This window comes from Kitasatospora sp. NPDC088134 (assembly GCF_044741705.1).
In the GTDB taxonomy this organism is placed as follows: Bacteria; Actinomycetota; Actinomycetes; order Streptomycetales; family Streptomycetaceae; genus Kitasatospora.
The window spans coordinates 43735-65595 of the sequence record NZ_JBIUTD010000009.1 but is presented as its reverse complement, the minus strand read 5'-3'; the positions used below and the strand labels follow the sequence as shown (position 1 = coordinate 65595).

The 21861-nt window shown below is 74.4% G+C and carries 19 protein-coding genes; 3 read left to right on the top strand and 16 right to left on the bottom strand.

Annotated features, from left to right (window positions below; translation table 11 throughout):
* Positions 1-96: 96 nt before the first annotated feature.
* The 15 genes from cbiE to argC all read right to left on the bottom strand — a co-directional run bounded on the left by cbiE (position 97) and on the right by argC (position 17901).
* Complete coding sequence (cbiE, locus tag ACIOHG_RS16685) at positions 97-1335, bottom strand: precorrin-6y C5,15-methyltransferase (decarboxylating) subunit CbiE (RefSeq protein WP_400950752.1); 1239 nt, start codon at positions 1333-1335, stop codon at positions 97-99.
* Between the two features lie 167 nt (positions 1336-1502).
* Entirely contained in the window at positions 1503-2129 is a 627-nt protein-coding gene (locus ACIOHG_RS16680; RefSeq protein WP_400950749.1) for a GNAT family N-acetyltransferase, read from the bottom strand.
* 145 nt (positions 2130-2274) lie between these two features.
* Complete coding sequence (locus tag ACIOHG_RS16675; RefSeq protein ID WP_400950747.1) at positions 2275-3111, bottom strand: MetQ/NlpA family ABC transporter substrate-binding protein; 837 nt, start codon at positions 3109-3111, stop codon at positions 2275-2277.
* 72 nt (positions 3112-3183) lie between these two features.
* Positions 3184-3924, bottom strand: a complete 741-nt coding sequence (locus tag ACIOHG_RS16670; RefSeq protein WP_400950744.1) for a methionine ABC transporter permease — start codon at positions 3922-3924, stop codon at positions 3184-3186.
* Complete coding sequence (locus ACIOHG_RS16665) at positions 3921-4946, bottom strand: methionine ABC transporter ATP-binding protein (protein ID WP_400950741.1); 1026 nt, start codon at positions 4944-4946, stop codon at positions 3921-3923. The genes ACIOHG_RS16670 and ACIOHG_RS16665 overlap by 4 nt, the downstream gene beginning before the upstream one ends.
* 441 nt (positions 4947-5387) lie before the next feature.
* Complete coding sequence (locus ACIOHG_RS16660; protein ID WP_400950738.1) at positions 5388-5882, bottom strand: GNAT family N-acetyltransferase; 495 nt, start codon at positions 5880-5882, stop codon at positions 5388-5390.
* 289 nt (positions 5883-6171) lie between these two features.
* Complete coding sequence (locus tag ACIOHG_RS16655; RefSeq protein ID WP_400950735.1) at positions 6172-7536, bottom strand: FAD-binding oxidoreductase; 1365 nt, start codon at positions 7534-7536, stop codon at positions 6172-6174.
* Between the two features lie 21 nt (positions 7537-7557).
* Positions 7558-10074, bottom strand: coding sequence for an NB-ARC domain-containing protein (locus tag ACIOHG_RS16650; protein WP_400950734.1), 2517 nt, complete (start codon positions 10072-10074; stop codon positions 7558-7560).
* 96 nt (positions 10075-10170) lie between these two features.
* Positions 10171-11592 (bottom strand): argininosuccinate lyase, encoded by a 1422-nt coding sequence (gene argH / locus ACIOHG_RS16645; RefSeq protein WP_400950732.1) that lies wholly within the window; start codon positions 11590-11592, stop codon positions 10171-10173.
* Between the two features lie 73 nt (positions 11593-11665).
* Positions 11666-12859 carry an argininosuccinate synthase gene (locus tag ACIOHG_RS16640; RefSeq protein ID WP_400950730.1) on the bottom strand — a complete coding sequence of 398 codons (1194 nt, stop codon included), beginning with the start codon at positions 12857-12859 and terminating at the stop codon, positions 11666-11668.
* Positions 12860-12970: 111 nt separating this feature from the next.
* Positions 12971-13519 (bottom strand): arginine repressor, encoded by a 549-nt coding sequence (locus tag ACIOHG_RS16635; protein WP_400709964.1) that lies wholly within the window; start codon positions 13517-13519, stop codon positions 12971-12973.
* Between the two features lie 25 nt (positions 13520-13544).
* Positions 13545-14744, bottom strand: a complete 1200-nt coding sequence (locus ACIOHG_RS16630) for an acetylornithine transaminase (protein WP_400950727.1) — start codon at positions 14742-14744, stop codon at positions 13545-13547.
* Positions 14741-15673 carry an acetylglutamate kinase gene (argB, locus tag ACIOHG_RS16625; protein WP_400950725.1) on the bottom strand — a complete coding sequence of 311 codons (933 nt, stop codon included), beginning with the start codon at positions 15671-15673 and terminating at the stop codon, positions 14741-14743. Before argB ends, ACIOHG_RS16630 begins: the two co-directional genes overlap by 4 nt.
* A gap of 24 nt (positions 15674-15697) precedes the next feature.
* On the bottom strand, positions 15698-16876 hold the full coding sequence (gene argJ / locus ACIOHG_RS16620; protein WP_400950723.1) for a bifunctional glutamate N-acetyltransferase/amino-acid acetyltransferase ArgJ: 1179 nt from the start codon (positions 16874-16876) through the stop codon (positions 15698-15700).
* Positions 16873-17901 (bottom strand): N-acetyl-gamma-glutamyl-phosphate reductase, encoded by a 1029-nt coding sequence (gene argC, locus ACIOHG_RS16615; RefSeq protein ID WP_400950722.1) that lies wholly within the window; start codon positions 17899-17901, stop codon positions 16873-16875. The genes argJ and argC overlap by 4 nt, the downstream gene beginning before the upstream one ends.
* A gap of 128 nt (positions 17902-18029) precedes the next feature.
* On the opposite strand from argC, the gene ACIOHG_RS16610 reads away from it, so the two are divergent.
* Positions 18030-19244 (top strand): hypothetical protein, encoded by a 1215-nt coding sequence (locus tag ACIOHG_RS16610; RefSeq protein WP_400950720.1) that lies wholly within the window; start codon positions 18030-18032, stop codon positions 19242-19244.
* 22 nt (positions 19245-19266) lie between these two features.
* On the opposite strand, the gene ACIOHG_RS16605 is transcribed toward ACIOHG_RS16610, so the two are convergent.
* Positions 19267-20067, bottom strand: coding sequence for an alpha/beta fold hydrolase (locus tag ACIOHG_RS16605; protein ID WP_400950718.1), 801 nt, complete (start codon positions 20065-20067; stop codon positions 19267-19269).
* Between the two features lie 171 nt (positions 20068-20238).
* On the opposite strand from ACIOHG_RS16605, the gene ACIOHG_RS16600 reads away from it, so the two are divergent.
* Both ACIOHG_RS16600 and ACIOHG_RS16595 read left to right on the top strand, forming a co-directional pair.
* Positions 20239-21153, top strand: a complete 915-nt coding sequence (locus tag ACIOHG_RS16600; protein WP_400950715.1) for a ribokinase — start codon at positions 20239-20241, stop codon at positions 21151-21153.
* 60 nt (positions 21154-21213) lie between these two features.
* The gene (locus tag ACIOHG_RS16595) at positions 21214-21852 is read left to right on the top strand and encodes a hypothetical protein (RefSeq protein ID WP_400950713.1); all 639 of its coding nucleotides are present in this window, start codon (positions 21214-21216) and stop codon (positions 21850-21852) included.
* Positions 21853-21861: the final 9 nt, after the last annotated feature.

The following is a 21861-nucleotide window of genomic DNA, read 5'->3' as shown; positions in this document are numbered from 1 at the left end:
GGCCCGGGGAGGGCCGTTCTCGAAACCCTGTCCGGATGCGACGGGGATCACCGTACCCGCGGGGTCGGACAGCGGGTCGAGCCGTCCAGCGGGTGGTCAGTCGTGGGGTTCGCCCCAGATCAGCAGGGTGTAGTCGCCCCGGCCGAAGGACGGTCCGGCTCCGCTTCCCGGTTCGGCGCGCAGCGGGGCGGACTGCAGCAGCAGGCCGTCGGTGCGGTAGCCGGCGGCGTCCAGGGCCTGCCGGGTCTCGGCGGCCTCGGCGAGGCTGCGGGCGACGGCGACGACGCGTTCGGGCTTGCGGGCGGCGACGGCGCGGACCAGGGCGGGGCCGCCGTGCTCGACGGCGACGGCGTCGGGTTCGGGGAGGGCGCCGAGGACTTCGGGTCCGCTGCCGGCGGCGGTCTCGATCTCGACGCCGGCCCGGCGGGCGTTGGCGGCGATCCGGGCGCAGTCGGCGGGTTCGGCCTCGACGGCGACGACGGCGGCGCCGAACCGGGCGGCCTCGACGGCGAGCGCGCCGTCGCCGGCGCCGAGCGTCCACAGCAGGTCGCCGGCGGTGGGGGCGAGCCGGGCCAGGGCGAGCGCGCGGACGTGCGGCGGGAGTGCGCGGGGGCGCCGGGTGTCGGCGTCCGCCCCGGCGTACGCCCGGTTGGGGAGCGCCCAGCCGCGCTGGGCGCCGGGGTGGTCGAGCGGTCGGCCGGCCAGCCAGCCGGCGGCGGCCTCGGCGGGCGGGACGTTGCCGATGACCAGGACGACGGAGGGGTCGCGCCAGTCGTGGTCGGGGACGCGTTCGGAGGTGAGGACGGTGACGTCCTCCTCGGGGGTGCCCAGGGCCTCGCAGACCACGAAGGTGCGGGGGACGCCGCGCAGCATCAGGGCGAGTTCGCTGGGCCCGGCGTCGGCGGTGGTGAGGACGGCGACCTTGGGGTGGGCGCGGCAGACGTTGGCGGCGCGGCGCAGGCGGCCGCCGTGGGCGGAGACCACCTGGGCGTCCTCCCAGGCCATCCCGGCCCGGGCGAAGGCGGTGGCCACCGAGGAGACGGCGGGCAGCACTTCGAGTTCGAGGCCGTACTCGGGGCGGCGCAGGGTGCGCACGACGCCGAAGAAGCCGGGGTCGCCCTCGGCGACGACGACGGCGGTGCCGCGGTGCTCGGCGAGCCGGCGGGCGGCGGCGGGCAGGTCGGCGAGGCCGATCCGTTCGGCGCGTTCGGGGACGGGGAGGGCGGCGAGCTGGTAGCCCGCTCCGGCGACCAGGGTGGCTCCGGCGAGCGCGCCGGCGGCGGCCTGGGTCAAGGGGGTGCCGTCCCACCCGACGACCGTGATCCGGTCAGCCATCTGCGGCTGTTCTCCCTACGCCGTGTTCCGCCCCTGGAGGGGGAGTTGCCGCCGTGCGGCGGGTCCCCGGGCAGAGGCTACCGCGTGGCCGGGGTGGTGCGGAGGTGCGGCGCGGGCGGTGCCCGGCCGGGTCGGTGGCGCGGCGCGGGTCAGTGGCGCAGCGCGGGTCAGTGGCGCAGCGCGGGGTAGTGGTCGGCGGGGTGCCGGGGGTCGGGCGGGTCGAGGTCCTCGGGGAGCAGGCTCCAGACGATCAGGTCGGTGTGCTCCTCGGGGCCGGGGCCCCACTCGCCGCCGCGGACTATGGCGGCGTTGCGCAGCACGCCCTCGCTGATCGCGCCGGTCTTCTGGGCGACCTGCTGGGCGGCGGTGTTGCCGGCGGCGGTGCGCAGTTCGAGGCGTTGGAAGCCGCGGTCCTCGAACAGCCACTGGGCGGTGGCGAGGACGGCCTCGGGGGCGTAGCCCTCGCCGCGGGCCCAGGGGGCGGTGACGAAGCGGACCTCGGTGGCGCGCAGGTGCCAGTCGGTGCGGTCGAGTTCGAGCAGGCCGACCAGGCGCTGGGTGAGGTGTTCGGTGACGGCGAAAACGATTCCGCGACCGCGGGCGCGCCGCTCGGGGGCCTGACGGGTGATCAGGTCCCGGGCGGTGGCGGGGGTGTAGGGCCGGGGGTGGCCGGTCCAGGTCTGGACCAGCTCGTCGGCGAGCATCGCGGTCAGCGCGGGGGCGTCCGGCTCCTCAAGGGCGCGCAGCAGCAGCCGTTCGGTGCTGATGGCTGTCTCGGGGAAGTTCGCAACCATGCCGTCTCTCCTCGCCGGGTCGTGGACACACCGTACGCCCCGTCCCTCCGTCGGGCGTGCCAGCGTACCCGCTCGCGGCCTCACGCCCCGTCAGCGCGGTGCCCCCGGCGGGGAGGCCGGGGGCGGCGCGGATGCTGAGCGGGTGTCAGAACGCGGGGATGACGGCGCCCTGGAAGTTGTCCTGGATGTACTTCTTGACCTCGGGCGAGTGCAGCAGCTCGGCGAGCTTCTTGACCCGCGGGTCGTCCTGGTGGCCCTTCTTGACGGCGAGGATGTTGGCGTAGGGGTTGCCCTCGGCCTTCTCCAGCACCAGCGCGTCGGTGGCGGGCTTGAGGTTGGCGCCGAGGGCGTAGTTGCCGTTGATGACGGCGGCGTCGACGTCGTCGAGGGAGCGCGGCAGCTGGGCCGCCTCCAGCTCCTTGAACTTGAGGTTCTTCGGGTTGCCGGTGATGTCCTGGACGGTGGCGGTGGTGCCGGCGCCGCCCTTGAGGGTGATGACGTTGTTGTCGGCGAGCAGCTTGAGCGCCCGGCCCTCGTTGGTGGCGTCGCTGGGGACGGCGATCTGGGCGCCGTCCTTGAGCTCGGCGACGGACTTGACCTTCTTGGAGTAGACGCCGAGCGGCTCCAGGTGGACGGTCTCGACCGACACGATGTTCGTGCCGTTCTTCTTGTTGAAGTCGTCCAGGTAGGGCTGGTGCTGGAAGTAGTTCGCGTCCGCGGAGCCGTCCTGGACCGAGGTGTTGGGGGTCACGTAGTCGCTGACCTCCTTGATGTCCAGCTTGAGGCCGGCCTTGTCCGCCAGGTTGTCCTTCACGTACTTGAGGATCTGGCCGTGCGGGGTGGGGCTGGCGGCGACCACCAGGGCCTTGTTCGGGTCGGCGGAGGCGCCGGAGTCCGAGGAGCCGGAGGAGCAGGCCGCGAGGGTGAGCGCGAGGCCGGCGGCGGTGGCGGTCAGGGCGGTGGTCTTCAGAACGTTACGCACGAAAAGTGCCTTTCTGCGGGGTGCGAACGGCCCTGGTGGGGCCGGGGCCCGTCCCGGGGTGCGGGGCGGGGGTCAGTGGGAGGAGAGCAGGTCTTCCTCGGTGTCCTTCGGCTTCGCGTGGGCGGAGCGGAAGAAGGCGAGCGGGCTGCGGTAGTCGCCGCGGTGCGAGAGCCGGCGGGCGGCGAAGTCACCCAGCAGCTGGATCGCGGTGACGATGACCACGAGTTCGGCGACGATGACCCACATGAAGGCGGTCTCGAAGCGCTGGTAGCCGTAGCGGATGGCGAGGTCGCCGAGCCCGCCGCCGCCGACGGTGCCGGCCATCGCGGAGTAGCCGATCAACGCGATCACCGTGGTGGTGGCGGAGGCGACCAGCGAGGGCAGCGCCTCGGGCAGCAGGGTCTTGCGGACGATGGTGCCGGTGCCGGCGCCCATCGACTTGAGCGCCTCGATCAGCCCGCCGTCGACCTCGCGGACGGAGGTCTCCACCAGCCGGGCGTAGAACGGGATCGCGCCGATCGCCAGCGGGACGCTGGCGGCCTGCCAGCCGAGCGTGGTGCCCGCGACCGCCCGGGTGACCGGGAGCAGCGCGACCATCAGGATCACGAACGGGACGGAGCGGCCGAGGTTGACGATCGCGCCGAGCACCCGGGCGACCGCGAGGTTCTGCAGCAGTCCGCCCTTGTCGGTGAGGACCAGCAGCAGCCCGATCGGCAGGCCGATCACCAGGGCGATCAGGCCGGCGATGCCGACCATGCCGAGGGTCTCCCAGGTGGCGGGCCACATCAGTTCCTGCATCTGGTCCCAGGTCATGCGGCCGCTCCGTTCGACTGGTCGAGCACGTCCACCTGGAGCCCCTGCTGGCGCAGGTAGCCGATCGGCACCACGTTGTCGGTGTGGCTGCCGGGCAGGGCGACCCGCATCCGGCCGACCAGGCGGCCGGCGATGGTCTCGACGGCCGCGCCGAGGATGTTGATGTCGATCTGGTAGGTGCGGGCGAGCTGGGAGACGAACGGCTGCGCGGGGGCGTCGCCCTGGAAGGTGATCTCCAGGACGGTGCGGTCGGGGCCGGCGGTGCCGAAGGCGCCGAGCGGGAACAGGTCGCGGGCGATCCGCGAGTGGCCGTCCGCGAGCAGGTCGGTGAGCTGCCCGGTCTCCACCACCCGGCCGCCGCGCATCAGGGCGGCGGAGTCGCAGACCGACTTGATGACGTCCATCTCGTGGGTGATCAGCAGGACGGTCAGGCCGAGCTGCCGGTTGAGGTCGCGGAGCAGTTCGAGGATGGAGCGGGTGGTCTCCGGGTCGAGGGCGCTGGTGGCCTCGTCGGAGAGCAGCACCTTGGGATCGCCGGCCAGGGCGCGGGCGATGCCGACGCGCTGCTTCTGGCCGCCGGAGAGCTGGCTCGGGTAGCTGCGGGCCTTGTCGGCGAGGCCGACCAGGTCGAGCAGTTCGGCGGCCTTGCGGCGGCGGTCGTGCCGGTCCAGGCCGATGATCTCCAGCGGGAGTTCGACGTTCTGCCGGACGGTGCGCGAGGACAGCAGGTTGAAGTGCTGGAAGACCATGCCGATCCGCTGCCGGGCGGCCCGCAGTTCGCGGCCGGCCCGTTCCTCGCTGCCGGGCAGCGCGGTCAGTTCGACGCCGTCGACGGTGACGGTGCCGGCGGTGGGTCGCTCCAGCAGGTTGACGCACCGGATCAGGGTGGACTTGCCGGCGCCGCTGGTGCCGACGACCCCGAACACCTCGCCCTGCCGTACGTGCAGGTCCACGTCGTCCAGCGCCCGGACCTCGCGGTCCCGGGAGCGGTAGACCTTGGTCAGGCCCTTGGTGGTGATCACAGCTGCTTCCGTAGTTCGTCGGCGGACGGCCGTGGGGGCGTCCGCGCCAATGGCGGGAGGGGCACGCGGGGGTGCCGGGAGGGGATCGGGGGTGCTGCCGTCGTGTCGATCATGACCGCCGGACGGGCGGTCCGCTCGCGGGCCTAGCCCTGACGAGTCATCAGCGGACGGTGGGTCAGCAGGCGCTGGGCGGAGGCCCTCAGCGGCAACACATTCGACGGCCGCACATGCGCGACTCACCTGCCGGCGTCGCGCCGGTGGGGATGCATGTCGTCGTCGTGGTCATGGAACCCAGTAAATCAGACAATTGGTCCACGTCCCAGTTTTCAGGACTTGGCGTCCGGCATGCGGACACGGCCCTTGCGGCACAAGCACGGCGGCGCCCGACCCCTCGTTCGAGTCGGGCGCCGCGGCGGTGCGTGGAAGGTGGGTGGCAGCGGTTCAGGCGGCCAGCGAGGCCGCCACCGGCTTCGCCAGCGTCACGATCGACAACCGGCGGGAGACCTCGCGCACCTCGGTCTCGCGGTAGCCGAGCTTGCGGTAGAGCCGCAGGTTGCCCAGGCTGCGGTGGCCGGTGAACAGTTCGAAGCCGCCGCTGGCGCCGTCCTCGGCCAGCTGCGCCTCCAGCGCCTCCAGCAGGCGGCGGCCCAGGCCGTGCCGCTGCATCCGGGGGTGCACCACCAGTCGGCCGATCCGGCCGACGCCGTTCTCGTCCACCCAGCCGCGGACGCTGCCCACCACCTCGTCGCCGAGGCGGGCGACCAGCACCCGGTGCTCGGCGAACTCGGCCCGCAGGCTCTCCAGGGTCTGGGTCAGCGGCTCCAGCGTCCAGTCGCCGTACAGCTCCGCCTCGCTCTGGTACCCGAGGTACTGGAGCTTGAGGACCTGCTCCGCCTCCTCCGGTCGCGCCGCTGCGATGATCACACTCATGCCCATGTGCGGGGGCCTCCATCGTTAAGTGCCCGGCGCGCACGAGTGAGGGTCCGGCACCGGTTCCTGTCCGAGGTGTGCCCGGACGGGGATCGGCCCGGCCCGGGAAAAGCGCGACACGCCCCGCCGGACGGTGGTCCGGTACACCGGGGCTGACGCGCGCTCACGCTCAGTATCCGGGCGGCCGGGCGACCGTCAAGAGAGACGTTCGCCACCGCTCTACCCACACGACAGCCGCCCTCAACCTTCCGGACGCCCCGACGTGGCGAGCGTCACGCCCGGGCGGGTGGCGGCGTCACCCGCTCGGGCGGATGTTCTGGTTGACCCGGAACAGGTTCGTCGGATCGTAGCGGTCCTTCAGCGCCACCAGCCGCTCGTACATCGGCAGCCCGTACGCCTCCACCACCCGGGCCGGGCCCTCCTGCCCCATCAGGTTGACGTACGCCCCGCCCGAGGAGAACCGCCGCATCGCCTCCCAGCACTCCCGCACCCACGCCACCTGGGGCTCCGCCGGGCCGTCCGTCCACCGCCCGGACGCGCTCAGCAGGTACGGCGCCGAGCGGTACGCGTACGCCGTGTCCTCCGGCCCCACCCGGGCCACCGCGCCGCCCAGGAACGCCAGTTGGAGCTGCGCGCCCGGGCCGGGCAGCGCCGCGACCCGCTCCGCCAGGCAGTCGATCGCCGCCCCGTCCAGCACCGACAGGAACTCCGAGCGCCCGTAGTTGCCCGCGCCCGGGCCCCGGCCCTCGTCCAGCATCCGCTGCCAGCGGGTGTACGGGCGGGTCTGCACGGTGTCCAGCAGCACCCCCGGCAGCGCGCGCAGCGGGGCGAGCGCCTCCCGGCCCCGGTCCGCGCGGCCCGACCAGCACATCCCGACCCGCAACGCCGTCCGGGCCGGCAGGCCCGGCACCCCGCGCGGCGGGCCGAACTCGATGGCCGCCGTCAGCCCGTCCGGGGCCTGCGCCATGAAGTCCCGCACCGCCGCCACCGTCGGCACCAGCCGCTCCACCGGCAGGTACACCGCCCCGCACAGCACGTGCGGGCCCACCCGGTGCAGCCGGTACGTGAACGAGGTGACCACCCCGAAGTTGCCGCCGCCGCCGCGCAGGCCCCGGAACAGCTCCGGGTGCGCCGACGCGCTCGCCACCAGCAGCCGCCCCTCGGCCGTCACCACGTCCGCCTCGACCAGGTTGTCGCAGGTCAGGCCGTACGCCCGGGCCAGCCAGCCGACTCCCCCGCCGAGCGTGGTGCCCGCGATCCCGGCCGCCGAGTACGGCGCGCCGGGCGTCGCCAGCTCGAAGGCCTGCGTCTCGTGGTCGAACAGGCCCCAGGTCACCCCCGGCTGCGCCCTGGCGGTCCGGCGCTCCGGGTCCACCCGGACCCCGCGCATCCCCGACAGGTCGATCAGCATCCCGCCCTCGCACGTCCCCAGCCCGGCGAGGCCGTGCCCCGCGCCCCGCACCGCCGCCACCAGCCCGTGCTCCCGCGCCACCAGCACCGCCCGCAGCACGTCCGCGGCCCCGGTGCACCGGGCGATCACCTCCGGCCGCCGGTCCACCGCCGCGTTCCACACCCGCCGCGCCCCGTCGTACCCCGGGTCCCCGGGCACCAGGATCTCCCCCCGGAACCCCTCTGCCAGCGCCACGGCCGCTTCCGCCATACGTCCAGCGTAGGAAGCGGTTCAGCAATCGGCGCGCCAGAACTCCAGGTGCTCGCGGACTTCGGCCAGCAGGGCGTGGTCGGGCCCGAGCGACTCGGTGAGCGCGCCGAGCACGGCCGCCAGCGCGGCCCGCGGCACCGCCGGGTCGCCCTCGGCGCCGCGCAGCGCGGCGAGTTCCGCCGCCGCCCGGGCCGGGTCGCCCTCCGCCGCCGCCCGGGCCGCCCACTCCCGCAGGTCGCCGATCGCCTCGTGCTGCGCGGCGAGGTCGGCGAACGTCTGCGCGGTGACCGGGTGGTCGGGGCCGAGCGCCGGGAGCAGGTCGAGGAGCAGTTCCGCGAGGGCGGCGACCGCCTCCCCCCGGCGCCCCGCGTCACCGATCGACCCGCCGATCGTCCGGCGGGTCTCGAAGGTCCGGGGGTGGTCCGGGCCGAACACCCGCCGCAGGCGCGGCAGCAGGCCCTCCAGCACGGCGCGGCCGGCGTCCGGGCCCTCCTGGAGCTCGACGCAGAAGGAATGCAGCAGGTGGGTGTCGAAGGAGTCCACGTGGTCCGGTCCGAGGGCCGCCGTCTCGTCGGCGAGCAGCCGGGCGATGGCGTCCAGGGCCTGCGGGTAGCGGCCGGAGCGCACCAGCACCAGGACGATCGACCGGCGGGTCCGCAGGGCGGAGCGGTCGCCGGGGCCGAACCGCTGCTCCTGGGCCCGCAGCACCTCGGTCAGCTCGGCGAGGTCGGCGTCCGCGGCCGAGTCCCGCTCCGTGCCGCCCCCGAGCCGGTCCAGCGCCTCGCGGACGGCACGGACCTCGGGGTCGTCGGCGCCCAGGTCCTCCTCCCAGTAGGCCAGCAGCTCGCGCACGACCTCGATCAGCTCGGCCCGGAGGAAGGGGGCCCCGTCGAGCAGGGCCGCGATCCTGCGCAGGGTGTCGAGCCCGTCGCGGTCCGCGTGGCCGAAGGCGTCGATCTGCGCCGTGAGCAGGCCCAGCAGGTCCTCCAGCTGCCGGGTCGGGTCCACGGACGTGCGCAGGTCGACCAGGATGGCGCGGGTCCTGAGGGTGTCGCGGTGGTCGGCGCCGAGGAGGCGGGTCTGGTCCGCCAGGACGGCGGCGAGCTCGGTGGCGTCGATGCGGCCGGGCCCGGCCCAGATCTCCCGGTAGTAGCGGGCGTTCAGGGTGTCCCGGTGCTCGGGGCCGAGCAGGCGGTGCGCGGTCTCGGCGTACCGGACGAAGTGGGCGCGGGCGTCGGCCCGTTGCTCGGCCCGAACGGTGCTGATGCCTTGGCGCAGCAGCAGCGGGTGGGCGCCGTCCCGGTAGAGGGCCGGTTCGGCGTGGCCGATCAGGGCGGTGGTGGAGGCCCGCAGGGCCTGGGCGTGCACGGGGTCGGTCTCGACCGCCGGCCAGTCGGCGAGCAGCGCGTCGGCGGCGACCCGGGCGTGCGCGCCGGGCTCCGCGAGGGCGCGCGCGGCGTGCTGGACGAGCTGGTGGACCCGGACGGCCTGGTGCGGGGTCTCGGGGCTGTGCCGGACCAGGCCGAGGCGGTGCAGGGTCCGTACGGCGTGGGCGGCCCGGTCGACCTGGTCGGTGCCGAGGTGGTCGAGGACCGGACGGGCCGTCAGGACGGTGTCGGGGATGCCGTTGGGGTCGAGCAGGGCGGCCAGCAGGAGCAGTTCGCGGGCCGGGCCGGTGGCGCGTTCCACGGCGAGGGCGAGGGCGGCGGCGACGGTGTGCGGCTGGTCGTCGGGCAGGTAGTACGGCGCCAGGTCGGCCCGGGCGGCGAGGCGTTCGCGGTAGGCGGCGGCGCCGAGGTGTTCCTGGACGAGGTACACCGCGGCCTGGGAGAGCGCGAGCGGCAGGTGCCCGAGTTCGGCCGCAAGGGCCCGCAGCTGCTCGGCGGGTTCGACCCGGTGGTGCCGGGCCAGGGCGCGGGCGAGCTGGTCGGCGGCCTCGTCCGGGGTGAAGGGGCCGATCTCGACGCCGGGGCGGTGCGAGGCGGTCAGGGCGGCGTCGCGCAGCCGGGTGGTGATCAGGGTCCGCCCGTGCGGGTGGGGCGGCGGGAGCAGTCCGCGCAGGTCGTTGGGGTCGGTGACGTCGTCCAGGACGATCAGCCAGCGGCACGGGCGTTCCTGTCGGCGCGGGACCAGCCAGGCGCGGAACTCGGCGGCGGCGTCGGCCCGTTCGGCGCCGAGCAGTTCGACTCCGGCCCGGGTGTAGCCGTCGGTGACGGCGGCGGCGCCGGTGGCGGTGATCCAGACCACCGCGTCGAGGGTGCCGTCCTGGAGGCCGGAGCGGGCGTGTTCGGCGGCGAGCTGGGTCTTGCCGGAGCCGGGGAGTCCGGTGAGGACGGCGCCGCCGGCGGCGAGCGCGGCGGCCAGTCGGGCGGTCTCGGTGCGGGTGCGGTAGTCGTCGGCGCGCAGCGGGACCGCGCCGACCAGGTGCGGCCAGGGTGCGGGCCGGCGGCCCGGAGGGTGGACGTGCACCTCGCCGATCCGCTGGGCGGCGACGCTGCCGTCACCGCTCGCCGTGATGTGCAGGTTCTCGTGTTCCACCGCTCCCCCGTGCTCGCCGCCCGGATTCGATGGTAGCGAGCCGGCGGTGCGTCAACCCGCGCCGTGCGGCGAAGGGTTGACGCACCGAGGGGCGGTTCAGGCCAGCCAGTCCTGCTGGGCGGCCAGGTCGGCCTTGATCTCGGCGAGCTGGACGGCGACGGCGGACGGGGCGGTGCCGCCGCGGCCGTTGCGGGAGGCGATGGCGCCGTGCACGGAGAGGACGGTGCGGACGTCCGGGGTGAGGTGGGGGGAGATGGCGGCGAACTGCTGGTCCGTCAGGTCGGCGAGTTCGATGCCCTCGGCCTCGCAGACCTTGACGCAGGCGCCGGCCACCTCGTGCGCGACCCGGAACGGGACGCCCTGCTTGACCAGCCATTCGGCGATGTCGGTGGCGAGCGAGAAGCCGGCCGGGGCGAGTTCTTCGAGGCGCTCGCGGTGGACGGTCAGGGTGGCGATCATGCCGGTGAAGGCGGGGAGCAGGACCTCCAGGGTGTCGCAGGAGTCGAAGACCGGCTCCTTGTCCTCCTGGAGGTCGCGGTTGTAGGCGAGCGGCAGGGCCTTGAGGGTGGCGAGCAGGCCGGTCAGGTTGCCGATCAGGCGGCCGGACTTGCCGCGGGCGAGCTCGGCGATGTCGGGGTTCTTCTTCTGCGGCATGATCGACGACCCGGTGGAGAAGGCGTCGTGCAGCGTGATGAAGCCGAACTCCTTGGTGTTCCAGATGATGATCTCCTCCGCGATCCGCGAGAGGTTGATGCCGATCATCGCGGTGACGAAGGCGAACTCGGCGACGAAGTCGCGGGAGGCGGTGCCGTCGATGGAATTGCCCACCGAGCCGCGCTCGAAGCCGAGTTCGGCGGCGACGGCCTCCGGGTCGAGGCCGAGCGAGGAGCCGGCCAGCGCGCCGGAGCCGTACGGGGAGACGGCGGTGCGGGTGTCCCACTGGCGCAGCCGCTCGGCGTCCCGGCCGAGGGCCTGGACGTGGGCGAGGACGTGGTGGGCGAACAGCACGGGCTGGGCGTGCTGGAGGTGGGTGCGGCCGGGCATCGCGGTGTCCGGGTGGGCCTCGGCGAGGCCGACCAGGGCGTGCTGGAGGTCGAGGACCAGCGCGCCGATGGTCCTGGCGTGGTCGCGCAGGTACATCCGGAACAGGGTGGCGATCTGGTCGTTGCGCGAGCGTCCGGCCCGGAGCTTGCCGCCGAGGTCGGCGCCGAGGCGCTCCAGCAGGCCGCGCTCCAGCGCGGTGTGCACGTCCTCGTCGGCGACGGTGCCGACGAACGCGCCGGACTCGACGTCGGCCAGCAGCTGGTCCAACCCGGCCAGCATGGCGTCGAGTTCGGCCTCGTCGAGCAGCCCGGCCTTGTGCAGCACCCGCGCGTGGGCCTTGGAGCCGGCGATGTCGTAGGGGGCGAGCCGCCAGTCGAAGTGGACGGAGGCGGAGAGCTTGGCCAGGGCCTCGGAGGGGCCGTCGGCGAAGCGCGCGCCCCAGAGTCGGACGTCTGCGGGCTGTTCGGCGGTCATCGCGTGGGCTCCTTCGGGGGCTGTGGCGGTGCCCCGGCCGCGGGGTGCGGCCGGGGCGGATTCTGACGGTGGATCAGGCCAGGTCGCGGCGGGCGGCGATCTTCGAGGACATGCCGAAGATCTCGATGAAGCCCTTGGACATGGACTGGTCGAAGGTGTCGCCGGTGTCGTAGGTGGCGAGGTTGAAGTCGTACAGCGACTGGTCCGACTTGCGGCCGTTGACGACGGCGCGGCCGCCGTGCAGGACCATCCGGATCTCGCCGGAGACGTGCTGGTTGGCCTCGTTGACGAAGCCGTCCAGGGCGCGCTTGAGCGGGGAGAACCACAGGCCGTCGTAGACCAGTTCGGCCCAGCGCTGCTCGACCTGCCGCTTGTAGCGGGCGAGTTCGCGCTCGACGGTGACGTTCTCCAGGGCCTGGTGGGCGGTGATCAGGGCGATCGCGCCGGGGGCCTCGTAGATCTCGCGGGACTTGATGCCGACCAGGCGGTCCTCGACCATGTCGAGCCGGCCGACGCCCTGGGCGCCGGCGCGCTTGTTGAGCTCCTCGATGGCCTGGAGCACCGTCACCTTGCGGCCGTCGATGGCGACCGGGACGCCGGCGTCGAAGGTGATGACCACCTCGTCGGCCTCGCGCGGGGTGGCGGGGTCCTGGGTGTACTCGTAGACGTCCTCGATCGGGGCGTTCCAGATGTCTTCCAGGAAGCCGGTCTCGACGGCGCGGCCGAAGACGTTCTGGTCGATCGAGTACGGGTTCTTCTTGGTGGTGACGATCGGGAGGTTCTTGGCCTCGGCGAAGGCGATCGCCTTGTCGCGGGTCATCGCGTAGTCGCGGACCGGGGCGATGCACTTCAGGTTGGGGGCGAGCGACTGGATGCCGACCTCGAAGCGGACCTGGTCGTTGCCCTTGCCGGTGCAGCCGTGGGCGACGGTGGTGGCGCCGTGCTTCTGCGCGGCGGCGACCAGGTGCTTGACGATCGCCGGGCGGGAGAGCGCCGAGACCAGCGGGTACTGGCCCTGGTAGAGGGCGTTGGCCTTGAGGGCCGGCAGGCAGTACTCGTCGGCGAACTCGGTGCGGGCGTCGGCGACCTCGGCCTCGACGGCGCCGCAGTCCAGGGCGCGCTGGCGGATCGCGTCCAGGTCCTCGCCGCCCTGGCCGACGTCGACGGCGACGGCGATGACCTCGGCGCCGGTCTCCTCGGCGATCCAGCCGATGCAGACGGACGTGTCCAGACCGCCCGAGTAGGCGAGTACGACGCGATCGGTCACGGCTATCTCCATTCACGAACAAGGTTCCATGCGGCGTTAGGCATAAGTATGCACCACCGCGTATGAGTTCACAAACCAGTACCGCACACCGGGTTTGAAAGGTGCCGGAGGCTACTGCGACTTGGCCTGGGCGAGTTGCATCAGGTGGTCGGCCAGCGCCTGCCCGCCCGCCGCGTCCCGGCTGATCAGCAGCACGGTGTCGTCGCCGGCGATGGTGCCGAGGATCTCGAACACCTCGGCGGTGTCGATCGCGGAGGCCAGGAACTGGGCCGCGCCGGGCGGGGTGCGCAGCACCACCAGGTTGCCGGAGGCGGTGGCGGAGACCATCAGCTCGCCCGCCAGCCGGGCCATCCGGGCCTCGCTGGCGGACTCGCCCATCGGGGCGCGCGGGGTGCGGTCCCCGCCCTCGGCCGGGACGGCGTAGATGAGCGCGCCGTCCCGGTTGCGGATCTTCACCGCGCCGAGCTCGTCGAGGTCCCGGGAGAGGGTGGCCTGGGTGACCACCAGCCCGTCGTCGGCGAGCAGCTTGGCGAGCTGGCTCTGCGAGCGGACGGGCTGACGGGTCAACAGGTCCACGATCCGCCGGTGGCGCGCGGTGCGGGTCTGCGGGACCTGCGGCGTGGGGCCGGCGGCGGCGGGCTCGGGGCGGGAGTCGGTCATAACAGAAGATTCTCCTGAAAGGCGCTCAGCTGTTCGCGCCGGGGGCGGCTTCGCGGACCGTTCGGAGGATCGCGGGCAGCGCGGCCAGGAACGCGTCGGCCTGCTCCTCGGTGAGGACCAGCGGCGGGACCAGCCGGACGGCGTCCGCGACGGCGGCGTTCACCAGGAAGCCGGCCTGCTGCGCGGCGGCCTGCACCTGGGCGGCGACGGGGGCGGTGAGCACGATGCCGAGCAGCAGGCCCCTGCCCCGGACGTGGTCGACCAGCGGGTCGCCGATCGCCTCGACGCCGGCCCGCAGCCGCTCGCCGAGCTTGGCGGCGTGCTCCAGCAGGCCCTGCTCCTCGATGGTGCGCAGCACGGCGAGGCCGGCCGCGGCGACCACCGGGTTGCCGCCGAAGGTGGTGCCGTGCTGGCCGGGGCCGAGCAGGTCGGCGGCCTCGCCGAAGGCGAGCACGGCGCCGATCGGCAGGCCGCCGCCGAGGCCCTTGGCGAGGGTGACGACGTCCGGGTCGACGCCCTCCTCGGCCTGGTGGGCGTACCAGTGGCCGGTGCGGCCGATGCCGGTCTGGATCTCGTCCAGGACCAGCAGGGTGCCGGTGGCGCGGGTGATCTCGCGGGCGGCCCGCAGGTAGCCGTCGGGCAGCGGGATCGCGCCGTTCTCGCCCTGGATCGGCTCCAGGAAGACTGCGGCGGTGTCGGTGGTGACGGCGGCCCGCAGCGCCTCGACGTCGCCGAACGGGACGTACGTGACGTCGCCGGGCAGCGGCTTGAACGGGTCCTGCTTGGCGGGCTGCGCGGTGAGTGCGAGGGCGCCCATGGTGCGGCCGTGGAAGGCCCCCTGGAGCGAGACCAGGTGGGTGCGGCCGGTCAGCCGGGAGATCTTGAAGGCGGCTTCGTTGGCCTCGGCGCCGGAGTTGCAGAAGAACACCCGGCCGGGGCGGCCGGCCAGTTCGACCAGCCGCTCGGCGAGCCGGATCGTAGGCTCGGCCGTGAACAGGTTGGAGACGTGGCCCAGAGTGGTGATCTGCTGCGTGACGGCCTCGACGATGGCGGGGTGGGCGGTGCCCAGCGCGTTGACGGCGATGCCGCCGACCAGGTCGAGGTACTGCTTGCCGTCGGCGTCCCAGACCAGCGAGCCCTCGCCGCGGACCAGCGGGATCCGCGGCGTGCCGTAGTTGTGCATCAGCGTGTGCTCGTACCGCTCGATGATGGCTTCGTTGCTCATGCCAGGCCCCCCAGTACGGTGGTCTCGTCGTCGGGCACGACCATGGTGCCGATGCCCTCGTCGGTGAAGATCTCCAGCAGCAGGCTGTGCTGGACCCGGCCGTCCAGGACGCGGGCGGTGCCCACGCCGGAGCGGACGGCGCGCAGGCAGCCCTCCATCTTGGGGAGCATGCCGGTGGCGAGGGTGGGCAGCATCTCCTCCAGCTCGCCGGCGTTCAGCTGGCTGATCACGTCGTCGGAGTGCGGCCAGTCCTTGTACAGGCCCTCGACGTCGGTCAGCACCACCAGCATCTCGGCGCCGAGCGCGACGGCGATCGCCGAGGCGGCGGTGTCGGCGTTGATGTTGTAGACGTGGCCGTCGGCGCCGCGGGCGATCGAGGAGATCACCGGGATCCGACCGTCGGCGATCAGCGCCTTCACCGCGCCGGACTCGACGTTGACGATGTCGCCGACCAGGCCGATGTCGACCTGCTCGCCGTCGACCACGGCGTAGCGCTTGACGGCGGTCAGGGTGTGCGCGTCCTCGCCGGTCAGGCCGACCGCGAACGGGCCGTGCGAGTTGAGCAGGCCGACCAGTTCGCGCTGGACCTGGCCGGCGAGCACCATCCGGACCACGTCCATGGTCTCGGGGGTGGTGACCCGCAGGCCGGCCGTGAACGAGGACTCCAGGCCGAGCTTCTCCAGCTGGGCGCTGATCTGCGGGCCGCCGCCGTGCACCACGACGGGGTGCAGGCCCGCGTAGCGCAGGAAGACCACGTCCTGGGCGAAGGCCGCCTTCAGGTCCTCGTCGACCATGGCGTTGCCGCCGAACTTGATGACCACGGTCTTGCCGTGGAAGCGCTCCAGCCAGGGCAGCGCCTCGATCAGGGTGCGGGCCTTGGGCAGGGCGGCGTTGCTGCGGGCCTGTTCGCCCTTGGGTGCGATCTGCATGGCGGTGGGACGACCCCCCTCGGGTCAGCTGGAGTAGGCGCTGTTCTCGTGCACGTACTCGGCGGTCAGGTCGTTGGTCCAGATGCTGGCCGAGGCCGGACCGGCCTTCAGGTCGGCGGTGATGACCACCTCGCGGCCCTTCATCGAGACCAGGTCGCGGTCCTCGCCGACGCCGCCGTCGCGGCACACCCAGACGCCGTTGATGGCGACGTCGAGCGTGTCCGGGTCGAAGGCGGCGGAGGTGGTGCCGATCGCGGACAGCACCCGGCCCCAGTTCGGGTCCTCGCCGTGGATGGCGCACTTGAGCAGGTTGCTGCGGGAGATCGTCCGGGCGACGTCGACGGCCTCGTCCTCGGTGGCGGCGTTCACCACGTCGATCCGGATGTCCTTGGAGGCGCCCTCGGCGTCGCCGATCAGCTGCCGGGCCAGGTCGGCGCAGACGGTGCGCACCGCCTCGGCGAACTCGCCCTGTTCGGGGGCGAGTTCGGAGGCGCCGGAGGCGAGCAGCAGCACGGTGTCGTTGGTGGACATGCAGCCGTCGGAGTCGACCCGGTCGAAGGTGGTGCGGGTGGCGTCGCGCAGCGCGGCGCCCAGGGCGGCGGAGTCGACGTCGGCGTCGGTGGTGAGCACGACGAGCATGGTGGCCAGGCCGGGGGCGAGCATGCCCGCGCCCTTGGCCATGCCGCCGACCGTCCAGCCCGCGGGGGCGGTGACCTGGGCGGTCTTGTGCACGGTGTCGGTGGTCTTGATGGCGATCGCGGCGCTCTCGCCGCCGGTCTCCGACAGGGCGGCGACGGCGAGTTCGACGCCGGGCAGCAGCTTGTCCATCGGCAGCCGGACGCCGATCAGGCCGGTGGAGCAGACCGCGACCTCGATCGCGCCGATGCCGAGCTCGGCGGCGACCTTCTCGGCGGTGGCGTGGGTGTCCTGGAAGCCCTCGGGGCCGGTGCAGGCGTTGGCGCCACCGGAGTTGAGGACCACGGCGGTCAACTCGCCGTCGTTCAGCACCTGCCGGGACCACTTGACCGGCGCGGCGTGCACCCGGTTGGAGGTGAACACGCCGGCGGCGGCGTGCCGCGGGCCGTCGTTGACGACCAGCGCGAGGTCGGGGGTGCCGGACGCCTTGATCCCGGCGGTGACGCCCGCCGCGCGGAAGCCCTTCGCCGCCGTGACGCCGAGGTTCGCGTTCTGAGGGTCCGTCACGGTGCGACTCCGTTCAGCGGGAGGCCGAGCTCCTCGGGCAGTCCGAGGGCGATGTTCATGCTCTGCACCGCGCCGCCCGCGGTGCCCTTCACCAGGTTGTCGATCGCGGAGATCGCGATGATCCGCCCGGCGTGCTCGTCCAGCACCACCTGCAGCACGGCCGCGTTCGAGCCGTAGACCGAGGAGGTGTGCGGCCACTGCCCCGCGGGCAGCAGCTGGACGAACTTCTCGTCGCCGTACGCCTGTTCGTAGGCGGCCCGGAGGCCCTCCTGCGTGGTGCCGGGCCTCGCCCTGGCCGAGCAGGTGGCGAGGATGCCGCGCGGCATCGGCGCCAGGGTGGGCGTGAACGAGACGGTGACCGGCTCGCCCGCCAGCGGCGTCAGGTTCTGCGCCATCTCCGGGGTGTGCCGGTGGCCGCCGCCGACGCCGTACGGGCTCATCGAGCCCATCACCTCGCTGCCCAGCAGGTGCGCCTTGGCGGCCTTGCCGGCGCCCGAGGTGCCGGACGCGGCCGTGATCACGGCCTCCGGCTCGGCCAGGCCCGCCGCGTACATCGGGTACATGGCGAGCGTGACGGCGGTCGGGTAGCAGCCCGGCACGGCGATCCGCTTCGCCCCCTTCAACGCCTGCCGGTGGCCCGGCAGTTCGGGCAGGCCGTAGGGCCAGGTGCCGGCGTGCGGGGAGCCGTAGAACTGCTCCCAGTCGGCCGAGGAGCTCAGCCGGTGGTCGGCACCCAGGTCCACCACCAGGACGTCCTCGCCCAGCTGAGCGGCGATCCCGGCGGACTGGCCGTGCGGCAGGCCGAGGAACACGATGTCGTGCCCCGCCAGCGTCTGCGGGTTCGTCGGCTCCAGCACCCGGTCGGCCAACCCGATCAGGTGCGGCTGCAGCCCGCCGAAGCGCTGCCCCGCGTTCGAGCCGCCGGTCAGCGCCCCGATCTCGACCTCCGGGTGCCCCTGCAGCAGCCGCAGCACCTCACCGCCCGCGTACCCGCTCGCACCGGCGACGGCAACTCGCAATACCATGGCATTCCCTCCTGAAGCCCAGCATGAATATACGCAGCGAAGCAAAATCATGCAAGGATGCGCGGCGGGTCGGCCGGGTGCGCCGGGCCCGTGCGCCGCACGTCGGTGGGGCCGCCTAGGGTGCGGGTATGACCGAACTCGCCGTGCTGGCCCGTGTGGTGACCGATCCCGAATTCCCGGTGGAGCAGCTGAGCTGCCACCCCCGGCTGCCGCTGGCGGCCGGGACCGACGCCGACGGCCGGACGGTCCGGGTCTGGGACTGCTCCGGCGGGCGGCTGCGCGAACTCCCTTCGCTGGAGCGGGTGTCGGAGGAGGACAACAGCCCGTGGTGGCGGCCCGAGGCCGTGCCCGCGCCCGCCTGGCACCCCGAACTGCCGCTGCTGGCCGTCCCGGACGGGCCCACCGTGGCCCGCTGGACGCCGGACGGGACGCTCGCCCCGCTGCCCGCGCCGACCGCCTACCAGGCGCTGGCGTTCAGCCCCGACGGCCGCACCCTGTGGGCGGCCGGCTTCGACGACGCGGAGGAGTACACCTCGTACGCCGTCGACCCGGAGACCGGCGCGGCGACCCCCGCCCCCGGCTGGGACACCGGCGTCGCCACCCACCCCTCCGGCGCGCTCGTCGCCACCCTGATCAGCGACCAGGGCGCCACCCTCTGCCGGTTCGCCCGCCCCGCCGACGGCCCCGGCCCCGGCCCGATGCGGCCGCTGCGCCAGACCCTCGTGCTGGACGTCGACGGCTACGGCACACCGCTGTTCAGCTCCGACGGCCGCTACCTCGCCGTCCGCGGCAACGCCTACGTGGAGAGCGTGGACGTCTTCGCGTTCCCCTCGCAGCGGCTGGTCACCCGGATCGTCCTGCCCGAGGAGGACGGCCTGCCCGAGTGGTCCCGCCACAACCTGGCCTTCGCCGCCGACCCGGGCGTCCTGTGGATCGGCCTGCCCACCGGCACGCTGCTCGCCCTCGACCTGGCGGCCGACGAGGCCGTCACCCACGAGACCCTGACCGGCCCGCCGCTCACCGCGCTGGCCGCGACCGCCGCCGGCGAACTCCTGGTCGCGCACGACAACGGCGACCTGGTCCTGCTCTCGGTCTCCCCGCCGCCCGCCGCCGTCGAGCCCGTCGACCTCACCGCCTTCCTCGCCGACGCCGAGGACCTGACCCCCGAGGACGACCGGAACGCCGACCTGATCCTCACCGACGGCTCCGACACCTGGGACCCGGACGACCTCGCCCGCGTCACCGAGACCTCCCCCGACGACCCGACCTGGCTCCAGCTCCAGGCCCACCTCAACCGGGCCCGGACCCGACCGGACGGGGCCGACGCCACCCCCGGAGCCTGACGACCCGTCAGTCGAAGGACCGTCAGCCGAAGGCCCGGCCCGCGGCCTCCCGGATCGCGTCCGCGAGCAAGTCCGGCGCGGTGACGTGGGCGAGGTGCCCCTGGCCCGGGAGGGTGACGGTGCGGGCCGCCGGGAGGGTGGCGGCGAGGTCGGCGGCGATGCCGTGCAGGTGGCCCGGGCTGGTCCCGCCCGTCAGCAGGGTGGTGGGGAGGGCCAGCCGCCGGTAGCGGTCGGTGCCGGGGCCCAGCGCGTCGATCGCGTCGAGGTCGGCGAACTGGGCGGCCGCGCCCGCGGTCAGCGCCGCGCGCTCCGCCGGGTCGGCCAGCAGCAGGTCGACCAGGGCGGGCGGCATCCCGGCGACCTCGACCAGGTGGATGCGCATCGCCCCCGCCGGGTCGCCGCCCGCCAAGGCCGCCCGGGCCCGGCGCGCCGCGGCCCCGCCGACCGGACCCGCGGTGGGCAGCGCCGGCTCGTAGAGCACCAGGCCCGCGAAGGCCCTCGGGCGGGCCGCGGCCGCCTCCAGCGCACCGGCCCCGCCCGAGGAGTGCCCGACCAGCAGCGCGGGCCGCCCCAACCGGTCGGCGACCGCCAGCAGGTCCGCGGCCTCGACCGCCACCGGGTGGGCGGGCGCGGCCCCGGGCCCGCCCAGGTACCGGCGGCGCCGGACCCGGACGGCCCGGAAGCCGGGCAGCCGGCCGACCACCGCGTCCCAGGACTCGGCGCCCCCGCCGCTGCCGTGCACCAGCAGCAGCGGTGGCCCGGCGCCGTCGTCGAGAGCGGTGACGGCCGTGCCGTCGAGCGAGTGTGCGAGAAGTTCGGCCATGACCCCGAGCCTGCCGCCGCGCTCTGTCACCGCACCGGCAAACCGCCGTCACCACAGGTCGGCCCGGAGCGGGTGCGGGCGGTGTGCGGTGTTGCGTGCCGCCGCGGGCGCTGGTGCACAGTGGTGGTGCGGGGGTCGGTCTCCCCCGAAGTTCCCGAGCGAGGAGTCCGGATGCCGCCCGTCACCGTCGTCGGTTCGGTCAATCGCGATCTGGTGCTGACCGTCGAGGAGTTGCCGTCGCCCGGGGAGACCGTGTCGGCGCGGGGCTTCGTGGAGGGGGTCGGCGGCAAGGGCGCCAACCAGGCCGTCGCGGCGGCCCGGCTCGGGGCGGAGGTCCGGCTGGTCGCCCGGGTCGGGGCGGACGGCGGGGCGATCCTGCGGGCGCTGGCCGCCGAGGGCGTGGACATCGCCGGAGTGCTGACCTCTGCGGGGGCCGCCACCGGGATCGCCTCGGTGGTGGTCGACCGGTCCGGCGAGAACACCATCGTGGTCAACCCGGGCGCGAACGCCGCCCTGTCGGTCGCGGACCTGCCGTCGCGGCTCGTCCGCGCCCCGGGCGAGGTGCTGCTGGTGCAGCACGAGATCGCCGCCGAGGTGGTCGCCGCCGCCGTGCTGCGGGCCGGGCAGCAGGACGGCACCGTCGTCCTCAACCCGGCCCCGGCCCGGCCGGTGGCGCTCGAGCTGCTGGCCGCCGTCGACGTCCTGGTCCCCAACCTGGGCGAACTCGCCACGCTGCTCGGCACCGCGCGACCGGACGGCCTCGACGGGGCCCGCGCCCTGCTGGAACGGGCCGAACTCCCGTGCGGCGCCGTCGTGGTGACGCTCGGCGCGGACGGAGCCCTGGTCAAGCGCTCCGGCGTCCCCGGCCTCGTGCACCTGCCCGCCCCGGCGGTGGACGCCGTCGACACCGTCGGCGCCGGCGACACCTTCTGCGGCGCCCTCGCCGAAGCCCTCGCCCGCGGCACCGACCTGCCCACCGCCGCCGAACGCGCCGTCCGCGCCGCCGCCCTCGCCGTCACCGGTCTCGGCGCCCAGTCCTCGATGCCCACCGCGGCACAGCTCGACGCCGCCTTCCCCGCCTCCTGACGCCCCGCCGGCCGCCCCGCGCCGGGCGGCGGACCGGCGGCCGTCTGCGAGCATTCCGGCATGGCCTCGCATCCCGACCACGCCCTCGCCGCCCTCGCCCCCGACCACGCCCTCGCCGAGCTCGGCGAGCCCGTCCTGGCCGTGGCGGACGCGCCGCGCGGGCTGCTGGCCGTCGCGGGGGCCGACCGGTACGGGCAGGCCCTCCGCCTCGGGGTGTTCAGGACCGGGGCCCGGCCGGCCCTGCTGCGGGAGTTCGCCTGCGAGTACCCGGTCAACGCGCTGGCCTTCCACCCCGACGCCCCGCTGCTGGCCGTCGGGACGGGCGAGTACGACGGCGGGTACGCGTTCCTGGGCGAGCTGCTCCTGATCCGGCTGGACACCTGGGCCGTCCGCCCGGTGTTCGCCGAACGGTGCGGCCGGAGCGTCCTGGACGTGCACTGGGAGGACCGGCACCGGCTGCGCCTGCACCTCGCCCCGTACGACGACGACGGCGACGAGGCCGCCCACGAGGAGGCCCACCGCGTCACCGTCGAACGCGCCCACTGGCCCACCGTGCCCGCCCACTCGCTGACCGGCGACCGCCTGCACGGGCCGCGCGTCCCGTACCCCCACCCCACCCCCGACAGCACCGCCGCCACCGAGGCCCGCCGCCTGACGGACCGCCTGCTGCGGCCCCCCACCCATCGCCACCACCGCTGACCCTGCTGT